The 20,130-nt window shown below is 53.2% G+C and carries 20 protein-coding genes; 13 read left to right on the top strand and 7 right to left on the bottom strand.

Translation table 11 applies throughout. From position 1 onward, the window contains the following. The first annotated feature begins 141 nt into the window (after window positions 1-141). Entirely contained in the window at window positions 142-1,068 is a 927-nt protein-coding gene (locus HUE57_RS12800; RefSeq protein WP_174673312.1) for a hypothetical protein, read from the top strand. Window positions 1,069-1,114: 46 nt separating this feature from the next. Next, the gene (gene recJ / locus HUE57_RS12795) at window positions 1,115-2,800 is read left to right on the top strand and encodes a single-stranded-DNA-specific exonuclease RecJ (protein ID WP_420885719.1); all 1,686 of its coding nucleotides are present in this window, start codon (window positions 1,115-1,117) and stop codon (window positions 2,798-2,800) included. Window positions 2,801-2,829: 29 nt separating this feature from the next. Here the strand turns inward: recJ and hflD are convergent, their stop codons facing one another. The 3 genes from hflD to HUE57_RS12780 all read right to left on the bottom strand — a co-directional run bounded on the left by hflD (window position 2,830) and on the right by HUE57_RS12780 (window position 5,086). Then, window positions 2,830-3,468, bottom strand: a complete 639-nt coding sequence (gene hflD / locus HUE57_RS12790) for a high frequency lysogenization protein HflD (protein ID WP_078482275.1) — start codon at window positions 3,466-3,468, stop codon at window positions 2,830-2,832. Window positions 3,469-3,472: 4 nt separating this feature from the next. Then, window positions 3,473-4,576 (bottom strand): tRNA 2-thiouridine(34) synthase MnmA, encoded by a 1,104-nt coding sequence (mnmA, locus tag HUE57_RS12785; RefSeq protein WP_172840054.1) that lies wholly within the window; start codon window positions 4,574-4,576, stop codon window positions 3,473-3,475. 63 nt (window positions 4,577-4,639) lie between these two features. Then, window positions 4,640-5,086, bottom strand: coding sequence for an NUDIX hydrolase (locus tag HUE57_RS12780; protein WP_078482277.1), 447 nt, complete (start codon window positions 5,084-5,086; stop codon window positions 4,640-4,642). Between the two features lie 147 nt (window positions 5,087-5,233). Here HUE57_RS12780 and HUE57_RS12775 point away from each other — a divergent pair, with 147 nt between their 5' ends. From HUE57_RS12775 to clpA, 4 genes are all read left to right on the top strand, one after another. Further along, complete coding sequence (locus HUE57_RS12775; protein WP_078482278.1) at window positions 5,234-5,536, top strand: hypothetical protein; 303 nt, start codon at window positions 5,234-5,236, stop codon at window positions 5,534-5,536. Between the two features lie 103 nt (window positions 5,537-5,639). After that, window positions 5,640-6,896 (top strand): NADP-dependent isocitrate dehydrogenase, encoded by a 1,257-nt coding sequence (gene icd, locus HUE57_RS12770; protein ID WP_078482349.1) that lies wholly within the window; start codon window positions 5,640-5,642, stop codon window positions 6,894-6,896. Between the two features lie 202 nt (window positions 6,897-7,098). Beyond that, window positions 7,099-7,422 carry an ATP-dependent Clp protease adapter ClpS gene (gene clpS / locus HUE57_RS12765; protein ID WP_078482279.1) on the top strand — a complete coding sequence of 108 codons (324 nt, stop codon included), beginning with the start codon at window positions 7,099-7,101 and terminating at the stop codon, window positions 7,420-7,422. A gap of 29 nt (window positions 7,423-7,451) precedes the next feature. Further along, complete coding sequence (gene clpA / locus HUE57_RS12760; protein WP_078482280.1) at window positions 7,452-9,719, top strand: ATP-dependent Clp protease ATP-binding subunit ClpA; 2,268 nt, start codon at window positions 7,452-7,454, stop codon at window positions 9,717-9,719. A 31-nt stretch (window positions 9,720-9,750) separates the two neighbouring features. On the opposite strand, the gene infA is transcribed toward clpA, so the two are convergent. Further along, window positions 9,751-9,969 (bottom strand): translation initiation factor IF-1, encoded by a 219-nt coding sequence (infA, locus tag HUE57_RS12755; protein ID WP_078482350.1) that lies wholly within the window; start codon window positions 9,967-9,969, stop codon window positions 9,751-9,753. Between the two features lie 163 nt (window positions 9,970-10,132). After that, window positions 10,133-10,354 (bottom strand): hypothetical protein, encoded by a 222-nt coding sequence (locus HUE57_RS12750; protein ID WP_135621920.1) that lies wholly within the window; start codon window positions 10,352-10,354, stop codon window positions 10,133-10,135. A 953-nt stretch (window positions 10,355-11,307) separates the two neighbouring features. Here HUE57_RS12750 and prfB point away from each other — a divergent pair. From prfB to HUE57_RS12730, 4 genes are all read left to right on the top strand, one after another. Next, window positions 11,308-12,406 (top strand): peptide chain release factor 2 gene (prfB, locus tag HUE57_RS12745; RefSeq protein WP_135621922.1). Its coding sequence is split into 2 segments (ribosomal slippage): window positions 11,308-11,382 and window positions 11,384-12,406, totalling 1,098 coding nucleotides; the frame shifts between segments, so codons are not numbered across the junction. A 33-nt stretch (window positions 12,407-12,439) separates the two neighbouring features. After that, window positions 12,440-13,933: a lysine--tRNA ligase gene (lysS, locus tag HUE57_RS12740; protein WP_078482284.1), complete on the top strand. Its 1,494-nt coding sequence runs from the start codon at window positions 12,440-12,442 to the stop codon at window positions 13,931-13,933. Between the two features lie 17 nt (window positions 13,934-13,950). Further along, on the top strand, window positions 13,951-14,460 hold the full coding sequence (gene greB / locus HUE57_RS12735; protein WP_078482285.1) for a transcription elongation factor GreB: 510 nt from the start codon (window positions 13,951-13,953) through the stop codon (window positions 14,458-14,460). Between the two features lie 24 nt (window positions 14,461-14,484). Further along, on the top strand, window positions 14,485-15,522 hold the full coding sequence (locus HUE57_RS12730; protein WP_078482286.1) for a GDP-D-glucose phosphorylase 1 family protein: 1,038 nt from the start codon (window positions 14,485-14,487) through the stop codon (window positions 15,520-15,522). A gap of 20 nt (window positions 15,523-15,542) precedes the next feature. Here the strand turns inward: HUE57_RS12730 and HUE57_RS12725 are convergent, their stop codons facing one another. Beyond that, on the bottom strand, window positions 15,543-16,382 hold the full coding sequence (locus tag HUE57_RS12725) for an HDOD domain-containing protein (protein ID WP_172840055.1): 840 nt from the start codon (window positions 16,380-16,382) through the stop codon (window positions 15,543-15,545). Window positions 16,383-16,425: 43 nt separating this feature from the next. Then, window positions 16,426-17,403, bottom strand: coding sequence for a CAF17-like 4Fe-4S cluster assembly/insertion protein YgfZ (gene ygfZ / locus HUE57_RS12720; RefSeq protein ID WP_236860596.1), 978 nt, complete (start codon window positions 17,401-17,403; stop codon window positions 16,426-16,428). Between the two features lie 261 nt (window positions 17,404-17,664). Between ygfZ and sdhC the strand changes: the two genes are divergently transcribed. Genes sdhC through sdhA form a run of 3 tightly spaced genes read left to right on the top strand, consistent with a single transcriptional unit; the run spans window position 17,665 to window position 20,128 of the window. Further along, window positions 17,665-18,036 carry a succinate dehydrogenase, cytochrome b556 subunit gene (sdhC, locus tag HUE57_RS12715; RefSeq protein WP_078482289.1) on the top strand — a complete coding sequence of 124 codons (372 nt, stop codon included), beginning with the start codon at window positions 17,665-17,667 and terminating at the stop codon, window positions 18,034-18,036. Further along, window positions 18,033-18,368 carry a succinate dehydrogenase, hydrophobic membrane anchor protein gene (gene sdhD, locus HUE57_RS12710; RefSeq protein WP_078482290.1) on the top strand — a complete coding sequence of 112 codons (336 nt, stop codon included), beginning with the start codon at window positions 18,033-18,035 and terminating at the stop codon, window positions 18,366-18,368. The genes sdhC and sdhD overlap by 4 nt, the downstream gene beginning before the upstream one ends. Next, on the top strand, window positions 18,365-20,128 hold the full coding sequence (gene sdhA / locus HUE57_RS12705) for a succinate dehydrogenase flavoprotein subunit (RefSeq protein WP_078482291.1): 1,764 nt from the start codon (window positions 18,365-18,367) through the stop codon (window positions 20,126-20,128). Before sdhD ends, sdhA begins: the two co-directional genes overlap by 4 nt. Window positions 20,129-20,130 lie beyond the last annotated feature (2 nt).

The following is a 20,130-nucleotide window of genomic DNA, read 5'->3' as shown; positions in this document are numbered from 1 at the left end:
GCAACTCCCCAAAGCCGAGCTAAGCGAGCAACGACTATCTCAGCGCCACAGAAAAATCTCACCCTGCTGATTCCTGGTCTACTGGGGCCGATTCCGCCCCATGGCGGTGCCCACTTCGAGCTACCTAAACTCGAGTCTCTATTGAGCAGAAGCGTTGTGTGTACCAACCATCACGACGCTACCCATAACCTCTTCGCCTGTTTTACCCCATCGCGCAATATCACTCCGCCGTTCTCCGTTGCGCAGGCAGCCTATGTCGCTGATGTTTCCAGCCCATCGGATAATGAGGTTGGTTATCTTCTGCGTGCAGATCCTGTCCATCTCCGCCCTGAGATAACGGGACTGCATCTCTACGAGATGCAGCTGCTCAACATTGAGAGAGAAGAGGCGGAGGCCCTGATTGAGTCGATTAACGAACTGATTACACCCACTGGTATGAGTCTCGAAATGGGTACTGAAGGGCGTTGGTATCTCAAGCTTGCAGAGGATCCAAAGCTGAACTGCATGGCGCTTGAAGAGGCGATCGGTTGTGATGTCAGTCAGCATCTGCCGAAGGGGGAGGGCGGGGCGCAATGGAACCAGTGGCTGAATGAGATACAGATGCTGCTGCACACCCATCCGGTCAATCAGCAGCGTCAACTCACAGGTCGTGCCGAGATCAACAGCCTCTGGCTCTGGGGTGGTGGTCAACTACCTGAGCTTTCGTCTCACTTTGATGAGGTGTGGAGTAATAGTGTGGTGGCAGAAGGGCTTGCACGACTCTCAGCCACAGCACACCACGATCTGCCACAACGGGGTGATAACTGGCTCGACGGGGTTGATACCTCTTCATCCAAAATACTACTGGTTATTGAGGGCCTGGAATCAGCACTCGCCTATGGCGATTTTGAATCCTGGTATAGCCAGTTACAGATACTCGACCGGAACTGGTTTGCTGCACTTCAATCGTTACTCGAATCGGGAGCAGTTGAATCGATACAGCTACTGCGTGTAGTGGCAGTGAGTATCGGATCACTCGTTCGGATCGCTGGAAGCTGTGGCGGCGAAAAAAACCCATTGTTGATCTGATCAACTACCTGAGAGATTAAACACCATCGTGACTGATAAACAGATTATTCGGCGTGAAGAGCCTGTAGTGAGTGAATCGATCGCAAACAGTGGTCTTCCACCGCTGCTGGCACGCATCTACGCCTCTCGCGATATCAGATCCACTGGCGAATTGGAGCATGAGCTCAATGGCCTGCACTCCTATCGAGAACTGGCGGGTGTCGATGCAGCGCTCAAACTGCTCCATCAGGCGCTCAGCAGTGGTTGGCGTCTTCTGGTTGTTGGAGATTTTGATGCCGATGGTGCAACGAGCACCGCTGTAGCGGTGCGTGCACTGAAGATGATGGGGGCGGCCGAGGTCGACTTCCTGGTGCCGAATCGCTTCGAGTATGGCTACGGTCTGACCCCCGAAATTGTTGATGTCGCAGCTGAACGTAATCCTGATCTGATCATCACCGTCGATAACGGTATCTCAAGTCTGATGGTCGGACGCGCGGGTAGTTTTCAGGTGCTGGTGACCGACCATCACTTACCGGGCAGAGAGCTTCCGGCGGCCCAGGCGATCGTTAACCCTAACCAGCTCGGTGATACCTTCCCGAGTAAGAACCTTGCAGGGGTTGGCGTGATCTTCTATCTGATGATGGCGCTGCGTACCTATCTGCGTGAGCAGGGATGGTTCGCTGAACGCAATTTAGCCGAGCCCAATCTGGCACAGCTGCTCGATCTGGTGGCTCTGGGTACGGTCGCCGATGTCGTCCCGCTTGATCACAACAACCGGATTCTGGTGGCACAGGGATTATCACGAATTCGCGCCGGTAAGGGGTGTTGCGGCATTCAGGCGTTGATCGAGGTGGCTAAGCGCAACGCCTCACGTCTGGTCTCGGCCGATCTCGGTTTTGCCATTGGACCGCGGCTCAATGCGGCAGGGCGCATGGATGATATGAATCTCGGTATTCGTGCGCTGTTAAGTGATCGTCTCGAGGAGGCGCGAACTATCGCTAGCCAGCTTGACCAGCTTAATCGTGAACGGCGTGAGACTGAGGATTCGATGCGCGAGCAGGCGGTCGCCGATCTCGACAAGATGAATCTTGACGATAGCTATGAGATGCCGATGGGACTCTGTCTCTATGACCCCAACTGGCACCAGGGTGTGATCGGGATACTTGCCTCGCGGATCAAGGATCGTGTGCATCGCCCGGTGATCGTCTTCACCGATGACGGCAATGACTCAATCAAGGGCTCCGCACGCTCTATACCTGGACTGCATATCCGCGACGCACTCGATGCGGTCGCGACACGTGAGCCGGGGTTGATCACCAAGTTTGGTGGCCATGCGATGGCGGCCGGATTGAGTCTGTCTCGGGAACACTTTCCCGCCTTCAGCGAGGCCTTCGATCAGGAGGTGAGTGCACACCTTACAGAGGAAGACCTGCAGGGCGTGGTGTTGAGTGACGGGGCGCTGACCGAGGATGAAGCTGAGCTGGTACTGGCTGAACAGCTCCGTTTCTCAGTGCCGTGGGGGCAGGGTTTTCAGGAGCCGGTCTTTGATGGTGAGTTCGAGGTACGCCAGCAGCGTATCGTCGGTGATAAGCATCTCAAGCTGGTGCTCGCCTGGCCCAGTGGCAATAAAGAGGTCGATGCGATCGCCTTCAACGTTGAGCCTGCGCTACTGGATGGCAGCCTACAGAGGGTTCGTGTCGCCTATCGACTCGATGTAAATGAGTGGCGGGTGTGCGCAGTGTGCAGCTATTGATCGAATATATTGAGTCGATCGACTAACGACTATTGATATCCCTCTTCAAGCTCAGCACAGAGTGCATGGGCCTGAGCAAGAATCTTTTTACGACCAAAGATTAACCTTAACTTTCCGCCTCCTGCTTGCTTCCAGAGAATCGCTGAACGAACACCTGACAATAGCAGGGCGCGAATGCGATTGGCATTCTCCGGGCTGTTTAGTGTCGCTGGATCGCCCTGCACCATGATGCGTGGTTGCAGGGTGCTGATGGTGGTGAAGTAGGTGTCTGCCAGACCTGCAATAACGTTGCTGTGGGTCGGTTCAAAATGGTTAAGCTGCTGACGTGCCCGCTCGATACCTGCGGTGACCGTTTCCAGCAGATCACTGCGCTTCATCAGCTGCTTCTCCAGGTGAAGCAGGGTGATCAGGTACTTGGTGGTCTCGATATCGCGTTGCGAGGTATCGTCGCCAAGCTGTCTGATCAGCAGGCGAAGTCCGTTGGCAACCCCCGCCAGACCACCGTAGACCGCTTCGATCGATGCCGGTTCGGTCTCGAAAACGGTGCCGACCATGGTCTGTAGGTCGTCTTGATCGTACTGCTCGCCGTGAGCAAGCTGTTTGACCATGGTCACCGCCTGCAGTGTGCCTGCTAGTGCTATGGTCTGGTTTCTAACTGTTTTTTCCATCTCTCTACTCTATTGCTGATTCGATGATGCCACCACCGATGCAGACCTCACCTTGATAGAAGACAACCGACTGACCTGGGGTGACGGCCCACTGCGGTTGTTTAAATTTGACCTGGCAGCACCCATCTGAAATCGGCTCAATAACACAGGCGGCATCGCTCTGGCGATAACGTGTTTTGGCGCTGCACTCGAGCGGTAGATCTGGCGCGCTTCCAGTAACCCAGTGGAGTTGGCTCGCCTCGAGACCGGTGTGGAACAGAAGCGGATGGTCGTGTCCCTGTGCGACCAGCAGTACGTTCTGCTCGAGCTCTTTTCCGACCACAAACCAGGGATCTTCACTCTTGCCCTTGATGCCACCGATACCCAGCCCCTTACGCTGCCCAAGGGTGTAGTACATCAATCCCTGATGTTCGGCGACATACTCACCCTCGGGCGTGCGCATCTCACCGGGACGGGCGGGGAGGTAACGACTGAGAAAGTCACGAAAATCGCGTTCTCCGATGAAGCAGATGCCGGTGCTATCTTTCTTGTTTTTGGTCGTAAGGTTGGCCTCCTCAGCCAGACGGCGCACCTCCGGTTTGGGTAGATGGGTGAGCGGGAAGAGGGTGCGGCTCAGCTGCTTTTGCCCGAGGGTGTAGAGGAAATAGCTCTGATCCTTGTTCCGGTCCTGACCACGTAATAGCTGGAAGTTCCCATCGACCTGATCGACTCCGGCGTAGTGGCCTGTCGCGATATAGTCGGCGCCAAGATCGATGGCGTAGTCGAGAAACGCCTTGAATTTGATCTCACGATTACAGAGTACATCGGGATTGGGGGTGCGTCCGGCACCGTACTCATCGAGAAAATACTTAAATACACGATCCCAGTACTCGGCAGAGAAGTTGACTGAGTGGAGTGGAATATCGAGCTGATCGCAGACCGCCTTGGCATCGGCCAGATCCTCAGCCGCACTGCAGTACTCCTCGTTATCGTCCTCCTCCCAGTTCTTCATGAAGAGACCTTCAACCTGGTAACCCTGCTGTTTAAGTAGCAGCGCAGCGACAGAGGAGTCTACGCCTCCGGAGATGCCAAGGATGACGCGAGTAGAGGCAGGATGTGACATAGACAAGGGGTTAACGTAACTGCGTAGAAAGAGTGGTGACTATTCTACCGACAACAAACCCTGAGTGCCTCATATCTCGCTGATTAGTTCGAGTGGATAGCGCTCGCCCGCCAGGTAATCATCAATACAGTGAAGCACCATGGGACTGCGCAATTTGATTGATGCGTTTACTAACTCGTCACGCGTGAGCCAGAGCGCCTGTTCAATACCCTGGTCGAGCGGTTGCTCAGGATGGTGGTCACCACAGCTGCCACAGAAGGTGACGCGGACGTAGGTGCGCTGATCCTCCGGACGAGTCCAGTTGTAGATACCTACAATCGACTCCGGTTGGAAGGTCCAGCCACTCTCTTCTTGAGTCTCACGAATAACCGCATCCAGTAGCGTTTCACCCGGTTCGAGGTGTCCCGCTGGCTGGTTATAGACGCGCTTTCCCTCGCTGATCTCCTCAACACAGAGAAAACGCCCATTTTTCTCGCAAATGGCGGCTACGGTGATGTGGGGTCTATCGATCTTCATCGCTGATCTGTGAGCATGGTAACGGTTTGATTCAGGGTTTCTGACTAAAATTAGCCCACGAGTCTCTATTTGGGAATCACAATAGTGAGTGTAGTTGAGGTCAGACGTCATATTAGCAAACGAATACGACTTGCGTGTTCGTTGCAGATGTCGGGCGGTCAGACCTTCTACGGAAGCACTCGCACACTTGCGATTGAAGGTGCCTTTATGGAGAGCACCTCGTTTTCAGCCGCAGGCGGTAAGATGCCCGAAATTGGCCAGGTTGGACTGCTCACGCTACGTTACAAATGTGGTATGAATGAAGCGCGAATCTTGACCAAGTGCCAGATACTCAATCTTCTGGGAACAGGTGTTGGAATCTCGATTCGCTACTCTGAACTCTCAAGAGCCGATCAGCGCACCATGGGACGAATTGTCGCCAGTGGTCGTGCCAATCTGGATGACGAGTAGCTCTGCCTGTTAATTCCGACCCAATAGCCCCGTGTTTTGCATGGCCTCCGTCGCGTTTTGAAGTGGTAGAATGCCTGCCAATTCAACAGCAACGGTAATGGTAATGGCTTACGACAAGATCGCAATTCCTGATTCTGGCGAGAAGATCACCCTCAACGACGACTCTTCTCTCAACGTACCTGATCAACCAATTATCCCCTTCATCGAAGGTGATGGAATCGGTGTCGATATCACCCCGGTGATGAAGAAGGTTGTTGATGCCGCCGTTGAGAAGGCCTATGGCGGCAATCGCAAAATCGCCTGGATGGAGGTCTATGCCGGTGAGAAGGCCAATAACCTCTACGGTGGCGATGTCTGGCTACCTGAGGAGACCTTTGAGGCGGTGAAAGACTATGTTGTCTCGATCAAGGGACCGCTCACCACCCCCGTTGGTGGTGGTATCCGCTCTCTCAACGTTACCCTGCGTCAGGAACTCGATCTCTACGTCTGTCTGCGCCCGGTTCGCTACTACACGGGTACACCTAGCCCGGTTAAGGAGCCTGAGAAGACCGATATGGTTATCTTCCGTGAGAATTCCGAGGACATCTACGCCGGTGTCGAGTGGGCCGAGGGGAGTGACGAGGTGAAGAAGGTAATCGACTTCCTGCAGAGTGAGATGGGAGTGAAAAAGATCCGTTTCCCAGAGAGCTCCGGTATCGGTATCAAGCCAGTTTCGGCCGAGGGGACCAAGCGTTTGGTACGCAAGGCGATCCAGTATGCGATCGATAATAAACGCCCCTCAGTGACCCTTGTGCACAAGGGCAACATCATGAAGTTCACCGAGGGTGCCTTCAAAAACTGGGGTTACGAGCTTGCCAAGGAGGAGTTTGGCGCGGTTGAGATTGATGGTGGTCCCTGGTGCAGCTTCAAGCATCCGGAAACCGGTGAAGAGATCGTTATCAAAGATGTCATCGCTGACGCCTTCCTACAGCAGATCCTGCTGCGTCCTGCCGAATATGATGTGATCGCAACCCTGAATCTCAATGGCGACTACGTCTCTGACGCCCTGGCGGCGCAGGTCGGTGGTATTGGCATTGCTCCCGGTGCCAACCTTTCAGATAGCGTCGCGATGTTCGAAGCAACTCACGGCACCGCACCAAAATATGCCGGTAAGGATCAGGTCAATCCCGGTTCGATCATTCTCTCAGCCGAGATGATGCTGCGCCACATGGGATGGACTGAGGCTGCTGATCTGGTGATTAAGGCGATGGAGGGTGCAATCCAGGCCAAAACCGTTACCTACGATTTTGAGCGTCTGATGGAAGATGCAACACTACTGAGCTGCTCTGCCTTTGGTGATGCGATGATAGAGAATATGTAACGATCAGTTAGTTAGCACCCAATCAACCCCGGTACTGATTCATCAGGCCGGGGTTTTTTGTGCTTGAAATACTTAATCAGGCCCATATACCTACTAAAAGCGTCGGTTATTGCAATCTGTTGCAGATCTGGCACGATGAAATTGAGGCAATGGGTAATAAAAGTGTATTTCGTTACGGTAAGAATCGGCTAAAATCGGCATCATGAGTAATAAAGAAGATCAACATCAACATGACGACGGGCTCACTCTGCAAGAGGAGAGGCCGAAGCTGAAAAAACCACCCATGTACAAGGTTGTACTGGTGAATGACGACTACACACCGATGGATTTTGTGATTGAGGTACTGGAGCGTTTCTTCTCGATGAATCGAGAGAAGGCAACCCAGATCATGCTTCATGTGCATACGCGGGGTAAGGGAATTTGTGGTGTCTTTACCCGGGATGTGGCCGAGACCAAGGTCTCACAGGTGAATGACCACTCCAGAAACAACCAGCACCCGCTGTTGTGCACGCTGGAAGAGGCGTAACTCGCCAAAGCAATTGAGGTTAAAAGGTCATGCTGAGTAAAGAACTGGAACTCTCGTTAAACAACGCCTTTCAGGCTGCTCGCGACAGTCGTCATGAGTTTGTCACGGTTGAACATTTGCTGGCTGCGCTGCTCGATAATCTGGCCGCAGCTCCGGTACTGCGGGCCTGTGGTGTTGATATCGATAAACTCCGTCTCGACCTGAGCGATTTCCTGGAGGAGACAACGCCGCTGATTCCCGTCAACGATGCGCGTGAGATTCAGCCGACCCTCGGATTTCAGCGTGTACTGCAACGTGCCATCTTTCATGTGCAATCCTCTGGCCGAGATGAGATCACAGGCGCCAATGTACTCATTGCCATCTTCGGTGAGAAGGAGTCGCAGTCGGTCTACTTCCTTGGTAAGCATGATGTGACACGTCTTGATGTGGTCAATTACATCTCACACGGCATCTCCAAGGTCGATGAGGATGAGGAGCTCTTTGGTGAGCCGCTCTCTTCGAGTGAAGATCTGGGGGAAGAGGGCGGTGGTGAAAAACAGCCACTTGAGAGCTTCGCCACCAATCTCAATGAGAAGGCACGCCTCGGGGAGATCGATCCACTAATCGGTCGTAAAGAGGAGGTTGAACGCACTGTACAGATCCTCTGCAGGCGTCGTAAGAACAATCCACTACTGGTGGGTGAGGCGGGTGTCGGTAAAACGGCCATTGCCGAGGGGCTGGCTAAGCTGATTGTCGATGGCGAGGTCCCCGAGGTGCTCTCTGAAGATACGATCTTCTCACTCGATCTCGGCGCGCTGGTGGCCGGTACGAAATACCGAGGCGATTTTGAGAAACGTCTCAAGGCGCTGCTGGCTCAGTTGCAAAAAACTCCCGGTGCCGTGCTCTTTATCGACGAGATTCATACCATCATTGGTGCCGGTTCAGCATCGGGTGGCGCGATGGATGCCTCCAATCTGATCAAACCGATGCTCGCATCGGGTGAACTGAAGTGCATCGGCTCGACCACCTATCAGGAGTACCGCGGCATTTTCGAGAAGGATCGAGCCCTGTCGCGTCGTTTCCAGAAGATTGATGTTCCAGAGCCGAGTGTCGATGAGACCTTTGAGATCCTCAAGGGGCTTAAGTCACGCTTCGAGGAGCACCACAAGGTTAAGTACCCGCTCAATAGCCTGCGTGTTGCCTCTGAACTTTCTGAGCGCTATATCAACGACCGTCATCTGCCCGACAAGGCGATCGACGTCATCGATGAGGCGGGTGCACGGGTGCAGCTGCAGCCGGCATCTAAGCGTAAAAAGACCATATCCGTGCAGATGATTGAGGAGATTGTCTCCAAGATGGCACGTATTCCGCCGAAGACCGTATCGGTCTCTGATAAGGATTCGCTGCGTAACCTCGAGCGCGATCTGAAGATGGTCGTCTACGGACAGAATGAGGCGATTGATGTGCTCAGCTCGGCGATCAAGATGTCTCGCTCCGGTCTTGGTAATCAGGATCGCCCAATCGGCTCGTTCCTCTTCGCCGGTCCTACCGGTGTTGGTAAGACCGAGGTGACCAAACAGCTTGCCAATATCATGGGCGTTGAGCTGATTCGTTTCGACATGTCGGAGTATATGGAGCGCCATACCGTTTCGCGCCTGATCGGCGCACCTCCTGGTTATGTCGGTTTCGACCAGGGTGGTCTGCTCACCGAGGCGATTAATAAACATCCCCATGCTGTGCTTCTGCTCGATGAGATCGAGAAGGCACATCCCGATCTCTTTAACCTGCTGTTGCAGGTCATGGATCACGGTACGCTGACCGATAACAACGGTCGTAAGACCGACTTCCGTAACGTTGTATTGGTGATGACCACCAACGCGGGCGCTGCGCAGATGAGCCGTAGTTCTATCGGCTTCACCACCCAGGACCACTCCAGCGATGGTATGGAGAGCATCAAGAAGACCTTTACGCCTGAGTTCAGAAACCGACTCGACTCAGTGATTCAGTTCAAGTCGCTCGATCCGTCAACCATCGGTCACGTTGTTGGCAAGTTTGTACTCGAGCTTGAGGCTCAGCTTGATGAGAAGGGTGTGACGATAGAGATCGATGATGAGGCACGTCTCTGGCTGGCGGAGAAGGGCTACGATCCGAAGATGGGTGCGCGGCCGATGGCGCGTGTTATTCAGGAGTACATCAAAAAACCGCTCGCAGAGGAGCTACTCTTCGGCCGGTTGGTCGACGGTGGCCACGTCAACATCACCAGTGACAGCGAAGGGCTTGTACTGGATATCGTCGAGGAGAGGGAGGCGGTACATTGAGGATCCGGTATTGACTGGATCCTCTGAGTGATCAGCGAGCGCGGTAGGTGATGCGACCCTTGCTGAGATCGTAGGGGGTCAGCTGCACGGTGACCTTGTCACCGGTAAGAATGCGGATGTAGTGCTTGCGCATCTTCCCTGAGATGTGAGCGGTGACGACGTGACCGTTCTCTAACTCAACGCGGAACATGGTGTTTGGCAGGGTGTCGATCACCGTGCCTTCCATTTCGATATTTTCTTCTTTTGCCATTCGGCCCTTGCTCTCTCTCTGATAATTCAGGCTGATCACGTCTTCGATTATCTGCTAGGAACGAAGACAGCTATTTTAAAGGGCGCTAATTATCGCAGCTTTTGCACGATAATGCACCGTTTTATCTACCTGAAATCAGTATAGAGAGAGGGACGTATAACCGCTACACGGCGCGTTTTAATGCGGTCGATGACCACGCTACGTGCGGGTGAATTACGTCTCTCCCCACAACAAGCTCAATCTTGAAGAAGTGATAGAGCGTGTTCTGATCGACAACCTCAGGGCACTCACTCTTTAACCGCTCAAGATGCTGGGGACTCAGGTAGAGAAGGTTAGGACGGACGCCGTGTTTCTGCTCAAACTGGTTGGCTAGTCTGTAGATCATGCTCAACATAGTTAGTGCCTCCAGGTGTTGCTAGTGACGGTGGAAAACTGCGTAATCCGTTACATCTACATCAATGTTATCGCCTTACTCAGAGTAAATTTTAGCCCTTTCATTGATGATTGCCACAATATCTTGTGGTTTAGTGGTTGGGTGGGCACAAGCCATATAAGTAGAATTAATGAAATAGGCGTTTAGAATGACATTTCTTATAAAAAAGTGTGACCATGTTCACACTTTAATTTCGATTTGATCAATATCTTCTAACTGAATGATAAAAAAGATTATTTGTTAAATTGTGCAAAATTGTTGGGTATAAATTATGAGCTGTCGTATCGCTAGATGCGCTCAAACTCAAACTAATGATTCATAAATGATGAGCATGTAAACCACACTACCCATGTGTAAATATGGCACTACTTTTTTATACTCACTTTAAACTCAATAAGTTACATAAGGGATTAAAGAAACTTTTTAACTTAGCCGCTATAATCTGCAACAAGTAAATGAATCCCATTAGACTACCTAGAAATGAAATATTGATGAAAACTGCTCTTCTGCTCACAGCTATCGCTTCTACACTTCTGCTCTCAGGATGCAACAACGACCAGTGGCATGGCTTTGTCTATACCGACCGTTATGATCTGAGTAACTACGCCTATGTTGGTAACTATGAGACCCTCAAGGAGTGTCGAATTGAAGTGGTACTAAAGATGAAAGCCTCCAACAGGTTAAGAGGTGGCGACTACGAGTGTGGCTTCAATTGTAAGCGTGATAAGAATGGGAAAATGGCTCCAATCTGTGAGTCTTCATCACGCTAGTTACCATTCAAGTCCAACTCTATATCCCTCGCGGCTGTACATCACAGCGCTGACTACGATTAATCCGTTCACCCTATGCCCCGTCTGTAGTATTATTCGGCGCTTTCTTGCCAAGACTAAGCTACGGATATCGTAATGCTGGAAATCAACCAATACATTCAAAAAATCAAAGAGATGCGTGGGCGTACAGATGCCCTTAGGGGGTACCTTTGACTTCGAAGTCCGTAGTGAGCGCCTAACAGAGGTCAAACGCGAACTAGAAGATCCCGCTGTCTGGAACGAGCCGGAACGTGCGCAGGAGTTAGGGCGCGAGCGCTCCCAGCTAGCGAAGGTGGTTGAAACGATCCTTAATCTCGATGCAATTCTCAACGACTCCTCAGATCTACTCGAGATGGCGGGTGAAGAGGATGATCAGGAGAGCCTGGATGCCGTGATCGACGATCTCGAGAAGGCTGAGACAGAGCTGGTCGAACTTGAGTTCCGTCGCATGTTCTCCGGCGAGACCGATCCCAATAGCGCCTATGTTGATATCCAGGCCGGCTCTGGTGGTACCGAGGCGCAGGACTGGGCCAATATCCTGCTACGTATGTATCTGCGATGGGGTGAGCGACGTGGTTTCAAGACCGAGCTTATGGAAGTCTCCGATGGTGAGGTGGCGGGTATAAAGTCTGCCACGATCCGTTTTGAGGGTGAGTACGCCTTCGGCTGGTTGCGTACCGAGATCGGCGTACATCGCCTGGTGAGAAAATCACCCTTCGATTCCGGCAACCGCCGCCACACCTCATTTGCCTCGGTCTTTGTATCACCCGAGATCGATGACAATATCGATATCGATATCAATCCAGCCGATCTGCGTATCGATGTCTATCGTGCCTCGGGGGCGGGTGGTCAGCACGTCAATCGCACCGAGTCAGCAGTTCGAATTACCCACAATCCCACGGGTACCGTGGTGCAGTGTCAGAACGACCGCTCACAGCACAAAAACAAGGACCAGGCGATGAAGCAGCTCAAGGCGAAGCTCTATGAGCTGGAGATGCAGAAGCGCAGTGCGGAGTCGCAGGCGCTGGAAGAGACCAAGTCCGACATCGGCTGGGGCAGTCAGATCCGCTCCTATGTGCTCGACCAGTCGCGCATTAAGGATCTTCGTACCGGGGTTGAGACCGGTAACACCCAGGCGGTACTCGATGGCGACCTGGATGATTTTATTGAAGCAAGTTTAAAGAGCGGTCTGTAGAGACCGGGCTACGCAAGAGTAGAGAGATGAATAATGAGTGAACAGCAGGACGAAAATAAGCTGATAGCCGAGCGTCGTCGCAAGCTATCCGATATCCGCGAAAATGGTGTCGCCTTCCCTAATGATTTCCGTCGCAACGTGGTTGCGGCCGAACTCCATGCTGAGTATGGCGAGAAGGATAACGAAGCGCTGGAGGCGACACCGATCCGTGTTGCGGTAGCGGGCCGCATGATGCTCAAACGCGTGATGGGTAAGGCGAGTTTTGCCACCCTGCAGGATATGTCGGGGCGCATTCAGCTTTTTGTTCAGCGCGATTCACTTCCAGAAGGGCTCTACAACGAACAGTTCAAGAAGTGGGATATCGGTGACATTATTGGTGCTGAGGGCGCACTGTTCAAGACCAAGACTGGCGAACTTTCCGTTAAGGTCGATTCGCTCAAACTGCTGACCAAGGCACTACGTCCACTGCCTGATAAGTGGCATGGACTGACCGATACCGAGGCGCGTTACCGTCAGCGTTATGTCGATCTGATTATGAGTGATGTGACTCGGGATACCTTCCGTGTGCGTTCGGCGGTCATCAGCTACATGCGAAAATTCTTCGACTCTCGTGGTTTTCTTGAGGTCGAGACACCGATGATGCAGGCGATACCGGGTGGTGCCACAGCACGCCCCTTCAGCACCTTCCATAATGCACTCGATATGGAGCTCTTCATGCGCATCGCGCCAGAGCTCTATTTGAAACGGCTGGTTGTCGGTGGCTTTGAGCGTGTCTATGAAATTAATCGTAATTTCCGTAACGAAGGCCTTTCGACGCGTCACAATCCCGAGTTCACCATGGTCGAGTTTTATGAGGCCTACGCCACCTATCACGACCTGATGGATCAGACCGAGGCACTGCTGCGTGGCATTGCTGAAGATGTGATCGGCTCTACCAAGATCACCTATCAGGGTGAGGAGTACGACTTTGGAAAATCCTTTACACGTATGACGGTCAAAGAGTCGATCCTTCACTTCAATCCCGAGCTAACTGATGCCCAGCTCGATGATATGGATCAGGCACGTGCCATTGCAGAAAAGCTCGAGATCCCGCTCAAGGATGGTTATGGCCTGGGCAAGGTTCAGATTGAGATCTTTGAGAAGACCGTTGAGCATCGCCTCAAGGACCCTACCTTTATTACCGCTTACCCGACCGAAGTTTCACCACTGGCACGTCGTAGCGACAACGACCCCTTTGTCACAGATCGTTTTGAGTTCTTTGTCGGTGGCCGTGAGATTGCCAACGGCTTCTCCGAGCTTAACGACGCCGAGGATCAGGCCGAGCGATTCCAGATGCAGGTTGCTGAGAAGGATGCTGGCGATGATGAGGCGATGCACTACGACGCCGACTACATCTGCGCGCTGGAGCACGGTATGCCACCGACAGCGGGAGAGGGGATCGGTATCGATCGTCTGGTCATGCTCTTCACCGACTCACCCTCGATCCGTGACGTACTGCTCTTCCCCCATATGCGTGCGGTTGAGTAACAACATCTCAGATCAAGATGGGTAGGTATCGTCCGCCGCAGAAACCGGGATCGAAGTACATCACTCCCGAGGGAAAGCAGAAGCTCGATGAGGAGCTCGACTTTCTCTGGCGCAAGAAGCGCCCCGAGGTGACAGCGGCACTCTCAGCAGCGGCAGCAGAGGGAGATCGCTCGGAAAACGCTGAGTATATCTATCGAAAAAAACAGCTCGGAGAGATTGACCGCCGAGTCCGTTTTTTAAGGAAACGACTCGAAAACATCGCGGTTGTTGAGGGTGAACCCGATGATCCTCGCACGATATTTTTTGGTGCCTGGGTCAGACTTGAAAACGAGACGGGTGATGAGCGTTCCTATCGCGTCGTTGGACCCGATGAGTTCGATATGGATGAACGTTATATCAGCATGGACTCACCGATGGCTCGTGCCATGATGAAGCGTCGTATCGATGATTCATTCACCGTAAAACTCCCCTCGGGTGAGGCGGAGTTCTATATCGTCGATGTCAGTTACAAACCATTTCAGCAGTAACCATTATCAGAGTGAAGGCCCCACGTGAAACAGAGTGACCTCTTTAGCTCCAGCACAAACTTTCGCTCAGCCTTTGAAGCGGGTCTCTTTACGATGCTGGGCAATGAGGGGCTCGGAACCTTTATTCTCGCCTGCGCTAACGCAACCTTCGATCACGATATCTATCGGGTGATGGAGGGCGATCTGCGAGCACTCTTCACCGCCAAAATGGGGTTTTACCAGCAGATGCTGGAGAAGGGCTATCAGATTACCGATAGCGATGAGGACCTGCTGGTTTTTCTGAAAATGGCTGCAATCGGATTCGAGGCGCTCGATATTACTGAGGATAGATCGATTGATGGTTGGAATGTTCAGTTCAACCACCTGAGGGCGTTTCGTCCACGACGCCTGACCGCTGAGGCAACGACTGGCATTCGAGCCGAATACGATAAAAACTGTTTTAACTTCAACAAACCCTTTCTGCAGAGTGAGAAACTCTGGGAGGGGGATTTGATGGGGCGTGAGATCTCACTCTTCTACAATAAATACCCCTTCGCTGAACTACATACGCTGCTGGTTCCGGAACGAAACCGAGGCCTGCCGCAGTTTCTGACCGAGGTGGATCATCGCTATAGCTGGCAAGTTGTCGAATCACTTGCCGACTCGATTCCGGGTGTTGGCATCGGCTATAACGCCTATGGCGCACTGGCATCGATCAACCATCTCCATCTGCAGATGTTTATTCGTGAGACGCCGATGCCGGTTGCCTCATCGCAGTGGCAACACAACGGTGGTGGGCGAGCCTATCCAGCACGGTGTGAACGCTTTGATGATGCAGATGTAGCCTGGCAACGAATCGAAGAATTTCATCAGCAGGAGATTCCCTACAATCTGCTCTATCTACCTGGCAGACTCTACTGTTTTCCACGGCTTTCGCAGGGAACTCACCCCGTGCCGGCCTGGAGTAGTGGTCTGACATGGTGCGAGATGTCGGGTGGGATGTTGACCTTCAATCGTGATGATTTTGAGCGTCTCGATAGCAATACCATTGAACAGGCGCTGGCAGAGACCAGTCTGAAATAGCCAAACTGGCTCAACGATAGTTAACCGAGCAGAATACTCTGGACCGCCTCGATCTGTTCGGCGTTGTCATCGATATCACCGATGTGAATCTCCGGCTCAATGCCGACCTTGTCAAAGGCTGGAACAGTAGAGCCATCGACAGAGGCCAACGGATGATCGGTGCCTGCATAGCTCTGCAGATTGGCGACGATGACCAGATCTGTGTAGTCGACCGGCCCATCATGGTCACGAGTGATATCCTCATGATTCGCCGCCACATCGATCAACTCCTGGGGAAACTGCCACGATTGTAGAATCTTCCGCCCCAGATCTGTGTGTAATTCTCTGACGCACCGATCAAGAAGCTCGATGTTTTTGATCATGGTGCGATACCCTTCCGCCTTTGAGAGTACGGGCAGTGCGCCGATATCGTGAATCAGGCCTGCCAGCAGTGCCTCATCGGGATCGAGATGGGGAAAGGCCATCGCCAGAACTCGAGAGATGGCAGCCACGTTGACATGGTGTTCCCAGAGGGTGCGTAACCGCGTATCGAGTGCCTCACTGGTCGCCTGAAACATCTGTTGCATCACCAGACTGGTAATCAGGTTGCGCGTCGTTGTCAGCCCCATTCGCGAGATCGCCGTTTTCAGGTTTTCAATCGGTGCACGGGCGCGATAGAGAGGGCTATTAGCCACTTGAAGCAGACGCGCTGATAGCGAGGGATCGGTTGCGGTAATAGCAGCCACTTCAGTGACACTACACTCTGGATCTTCAACAGTATCGCGTGCCTTGAGCGCAACCTCAGGCAGAGTAGGTAGAACCAGTGTGTTATTGGCTAAGTCAGCTTCGATTTCGGCGATGAAATCCTCTTTGGTATCCACCGTGATGGCCCCTTTATATTGGTTGGGTTACAAACCATTGCGTTTACGATGCAGCTTCTTCGATCTCAAACGGGTAGGGCAGATCATTGATGCTCAGTGTAGGGCCCTCTGCATCGGTGAGTTGAAGTCGGTCGGCCTCGGCACTGCTGATCTGGGTGACGACCAGCAGAGAGTGACCACCTTCAGGGTGTGGGGCTACTCGGACCACTTTACCGGAACCCTGATTGGACTCTGACTCTGGGTCAAACAGCTCATCACCAGGAGATGGGGCCGCTGAACTATCGACATGGGCGAGGTACATGCGACGTTTGAGCTTACCTAGGTACTGCATGCGTGCCACCACCTCCTGGCCTGGGTAACAACCCTTGCGGAAACTGACACCCTCGACCAGCTGTAGATTGACCATCTGTGGCACGAATGCCTCGAAGGTCTCGGTGAAGATTTGAGGTAGACCCGCCTCAGTATCGAGCAGCTCCCAACCATCGGCCCCTGTGGGTACCGCGTCACTGAGTTGTTGCCAGAGCGTTTTTACCGCTTCGACGTCACCACATATCTCATAACGCGGTGATGTTGATGGAATTCGCTGGATGGAGACGGAGTTGTGGGTTACTGCAAAATCGTTCTCGGGTAGCTCGCCCATTATGCTCTTTAATTGCTGTTGGCAGGCATCACCACTAACGCCTATTCGAATCAGCTCGTCGCTGAGATCTGTCAGTGTGACCTTGGCGCGGAGAATAAACATCTGCAGGCGCTTAAGAATCGGTTCGACCAGTGGACGAGGTAGCTTCAGATAGAAGGCGTCGTTGTGCTGATAGATGGTGAAGATCGCCAGCATGCGCCCCTTGGCGCTGCAGTAGGCGCTGAGTTGACCGATATTCTCATCGACTTCACGCATATCGTTGGTGAACTGATTCTGCAGATAGTCACGCGCCTCTTCACCCTCAACTCGGATGGTGCCGAAATGGCTAAGATCGCAGATCAGGTTGTCTGTAGGTGATGGGGTGTCTTCAAATCCACTCACCGTGCCTGTGTCATCAAACTGTGCTTTCGCGCTCTGTAAAAAGCTATTCCATTCAGAATTCATCGTTTCGCTCTCAGGCAATAGGTATTGCTCGATTCTATGCAATCGAGTCCACAATGTCAGCTCAATACACCTCTGATAGAGGGGGAATTCAGTGCTCATCGGGGGAGGAAATATTAATGTGCTTCAATCTATGCTAAAGCTATAGGCAGTGAGTACCAACGACCCGCTAATCGATCAATTCAAGGAGTAGTCAGTAGTATGCAGCGTCGTCCGGTCTACCTTAATCTCTTCAAGATTACGCTACCCGCAACTGCCTGGGTCTCTGTTCTGCACCGCGCCAGCGGTGTGTTGATGTTTCTCGCTATTCCCGCTTCGATCTATCTGTTGGGACTCTCGCTGCGCGATAGCAGCGGTTATAACCAGGTGCTCTCCATCTTGAGTCATCCCATCTCACTGTTGGTGATGCTGTCGATGCTCTGGGCTCTCATTCACCATCTACTGGCCGGTATCCGCTTTCTGCTTATCGATATCGACATTGGTATTGAGAAGGAGTCGAGTCGACGCAGTGCCTGGTGGGTTGTTATTGCTGCCCTGATCCTGACGTTGATGATCGCCGGAGTTTTAATATGAGTCACGGTGCGCAGGGGATGAATGCCTGGCTGGTGCAGCGCATCAGCGCGATCTACATCGCACTCTTTCTAATCTATCTGCTACTCATCCTCGCCATCGACCCGTTTCTCTCCTTTGATGGTTGGCAGGAGTGGATGGCATCTCCACTGCAGACGATCACCTTCTCGCTCTTCTTTATCGCGCTACTGCTTCATGCCTGGGTCGGTATTCGCGATGTCATACTCGACTATATCCATCCAACCCTGTTACGACTGCTGATGCTGACACTATTAATGGCGCTGTTACTGGGTGAGGCGGTCTGGGTATTTAAAATATTACTGGGGGCGGGATGACAATTGCGCATCGCAAGTTTGATACCTTGATCATCGGAGCCGGCGGCGGTGGTCTGCGTGCAGCGCTGCAGCTGGCTCGGGCCGAGGCCCATGTCGCAGTGGTCTCCAAGGTATTCCCGACACGCTCACATACCGTCGCGGCACAGGGTGGGGTTAATGCGGCGTTGGCCAATGTACTGCCCGATAACTGGCACTGGCATATGTTCGACACGGTCAAGGGGAGTGACTACCTCGGTGATCAGGACGCGATCGAGTATATGTGCCGTGCCGCTCCGCGAATCGTCTATGAGCTGGAGCACTTCGGCGTCCCCTTCTCACGACTCGATAACGGCAAGATCTATCAGCGCCCCTTTGGTGGTCAGAGTCGCGACTTTGGTGGTGAGCAGGTGGCGCGTACCTGTGCGGCGGCCGACCGAACCGGCCACGCCATACTCCATTCGCTCTACCAGCAGAATATCAAATCGCGCACCCACTTCTTCGATGAGTACTTTGCGGTCGATCTGCTCAAGGACGATGAGGGTAATATCTTAGGTGCGCTGGTGTTCGATATCGCCAGCGGTGAGCCGATGATTATCGAGGCGAAGACCACTCTGATCGCCACCGGTGGGGCAGGGCAGCTGTTCCGCACCAATACCAACGCACTGATCAACACCGGCGATGGCATTGCGATGGCGCTACGTGCCGGTATTCCAGTCCAGGATATGGAGTTCTTCCAGTTCCACCCGACCGGTATCGCCGGCAAGGGGATGTTGATTTCTGAGGGAACGCGGGGTGAGGGTGGCTATCTAGTCAATGGCGAGGGCGAGCGCTTTATGGAGCGATATGCACCACGTGCCAAAGATCTTGCCAGTCGCGACGTGGTGAGTCGAGCCATCGCCATTGAGCTGCGCGAAGGGCGAGGCTGTGGCCCTGAAAAGGATCACGTACTGCTCAAGGTCGATCACGTTGGTGAAGAGGTGATCCGTAAACGTCTGCCCGGCATCCGTGATCTCTCGATGACCTTTGCCCATATCGATCCGATCGATGCCCCCATTCCAGTTGCACCTACCGCCCACTACACCATGGGTGGCATTCCGACCAACCGCTTCGGCCAGGTCGTGACACCTCTCGATACGGCACCCGAAGAGCCGGTCCCTGGGCTCTATGCTGCAGGGGAGTGTGCCTGTGTATCGGTACACGGGGCCAACCGTCTTGGTGGTAACTCGCTGCTCGATATTTTGGTCTTTGGTCGCGCGGCGGCCAACCACATCATTGATCACCTGAAGCACAACCGACACCATCGCCCACTCAATCAGGCGAGCGTCGATCAGGCGATGGCACGTCTGGAGCGCTGGGATCGAACCGATGGTAGTGAAACCGTCGATGGACTGCGGAGTGAACTACAGCAAGCCATGGAGACATACTGTGGCGTATTCCGTACCGAAGAGGTTCTGCGCGAGGGGCTAGAGAAGGTGAGTGAGCTCGAGCAACGTATGGATCAGGTTGCGTTACATGATCACAGCCGGGTGTTTAACACGGCACGTGTCGAGGCGATGGAGCTTGAGAACCTGATGGGCCTGGCATTGGCCACCGTTAGCTCCGCCCTGGCGCGCACCGAGAGCCGAGGTGCCCACTCTCGAATTGACTACCCCGATCGTGATGATGTGAACTGGATGAAACACTCTCTCTACTTCCACGATGATCGTCAGGTCGACTATAAACCGGTTCGGCTCAAACCGGTCTCGGTTGACTCCTTCCCACCCAAGGAGCGGGTCTACTGACC

Origin of the sequence: Candidatus Reidiella endopervernicosa, from assembly GCF_013343005.1 — a bacterium.
In the GTDB taxonomy this organism is placed as follows: domain Bacteria; phylum Pseudomonadota; class Gammaproteobacteria.
The sequence above is the reverse complement of the archived record's forward strand: the minus strand, read 5'-3'. Positions and strand labels throughout refer to the sequence as shown.

What these genes read in the sequence shown, in the direction of transcription:
- hflD (WP_078482275.1), bottom strand. Translation starts at nt 3,468, where the DNA reads ATGGAAAAAACAGTTAGAAACCAGACCATAGCACTAGCAGGCACACTG.
- HUE57_RS12780 (WP_078482277.1), bottom strand. Translation starts at nt 5,086, where the DNA reads ATGAAGATCGATAGACCCCACATCACCGTAGCCGCCATTTGCGAGAAA.
- HUE57_RS12775 (WP_078482278.1), top strand. Translation starts at nt 5,234, where the DNA reads ATGTCGGGCGGTCAGACCTTCTACGGAAGCACTCGCACACTTGCGATT.
- icd (WP_078482349.1), top strand. Translation starts at nt 5,640, where the DNA reads ATGGCTTACGACAAGATCGCAATTCCTGATTCTGGCGAGAAGATCACC.
- clpS (WP_078482279.1), top strand. Translation starts at nt 7,099, where the DNA reads ATGAGTAATAAAGAAGATCAACATCAACATGACGACGGGCTCACTCTG.
- clpA (WP_078482280.1), top strand. Translation starts at nt 7,452, where the DNA reads ATGCTGAGTAAAGAACTGGAACTCTCGTTAAACAACGCCTTTCAGGCT.
- infA (WP_078482350.1), bottom strand. Translation starts at nt 9,969, where the DNA reads ATGGCAAAAGAAGAAAATATCGAAATGGAAGGCACGGTGATCGACACC.
- HUE57_RS12750 (WP_135621920.1), bottom strand. Translation starts at nt 10,354, where the DNA reads ATGATCTACAGACTAGCCAACCAGTTTGAGCAGAAACACGGCGTCCGT.
- lysS (WP_078482284.1), top strand. Translation starts at nt 12,440, where the DNA reads ATGAGTGAACAGCAGGACGAAAATAAGCTGATAGCCGAGCGTCGTCGC.
- greB (WP_078482285.1), top strand. Translation starts at nt 13,951, where the DNA reads ATGGGTAGGTATCGTCCGCCGCAGAAACCGGGATCGAAGTACATCACT.
- sdhC (WP_078482289.1), top strand. Translation starts at nt 17,665, where the DNA reads ATGCAGCGTCGTCCGGTCTACCTTAATCTCTTCAAGATTACGCTACCC.
- sdhD (WP_078482290.1), top strand. Translation starts at nt 18,033, where the DNA reads ATGAGTCACGGTGCGCAGGGGATGAATGCCTGGCTGGTGCAGCGCATC.
- sdhA (WP_078482291.1), top strand. Translation starts at nt 18,365, where the DNA reads ATGACAATTGCGCATCGCAAGTTTGATACCTTGATCATCGGAGCCGGC.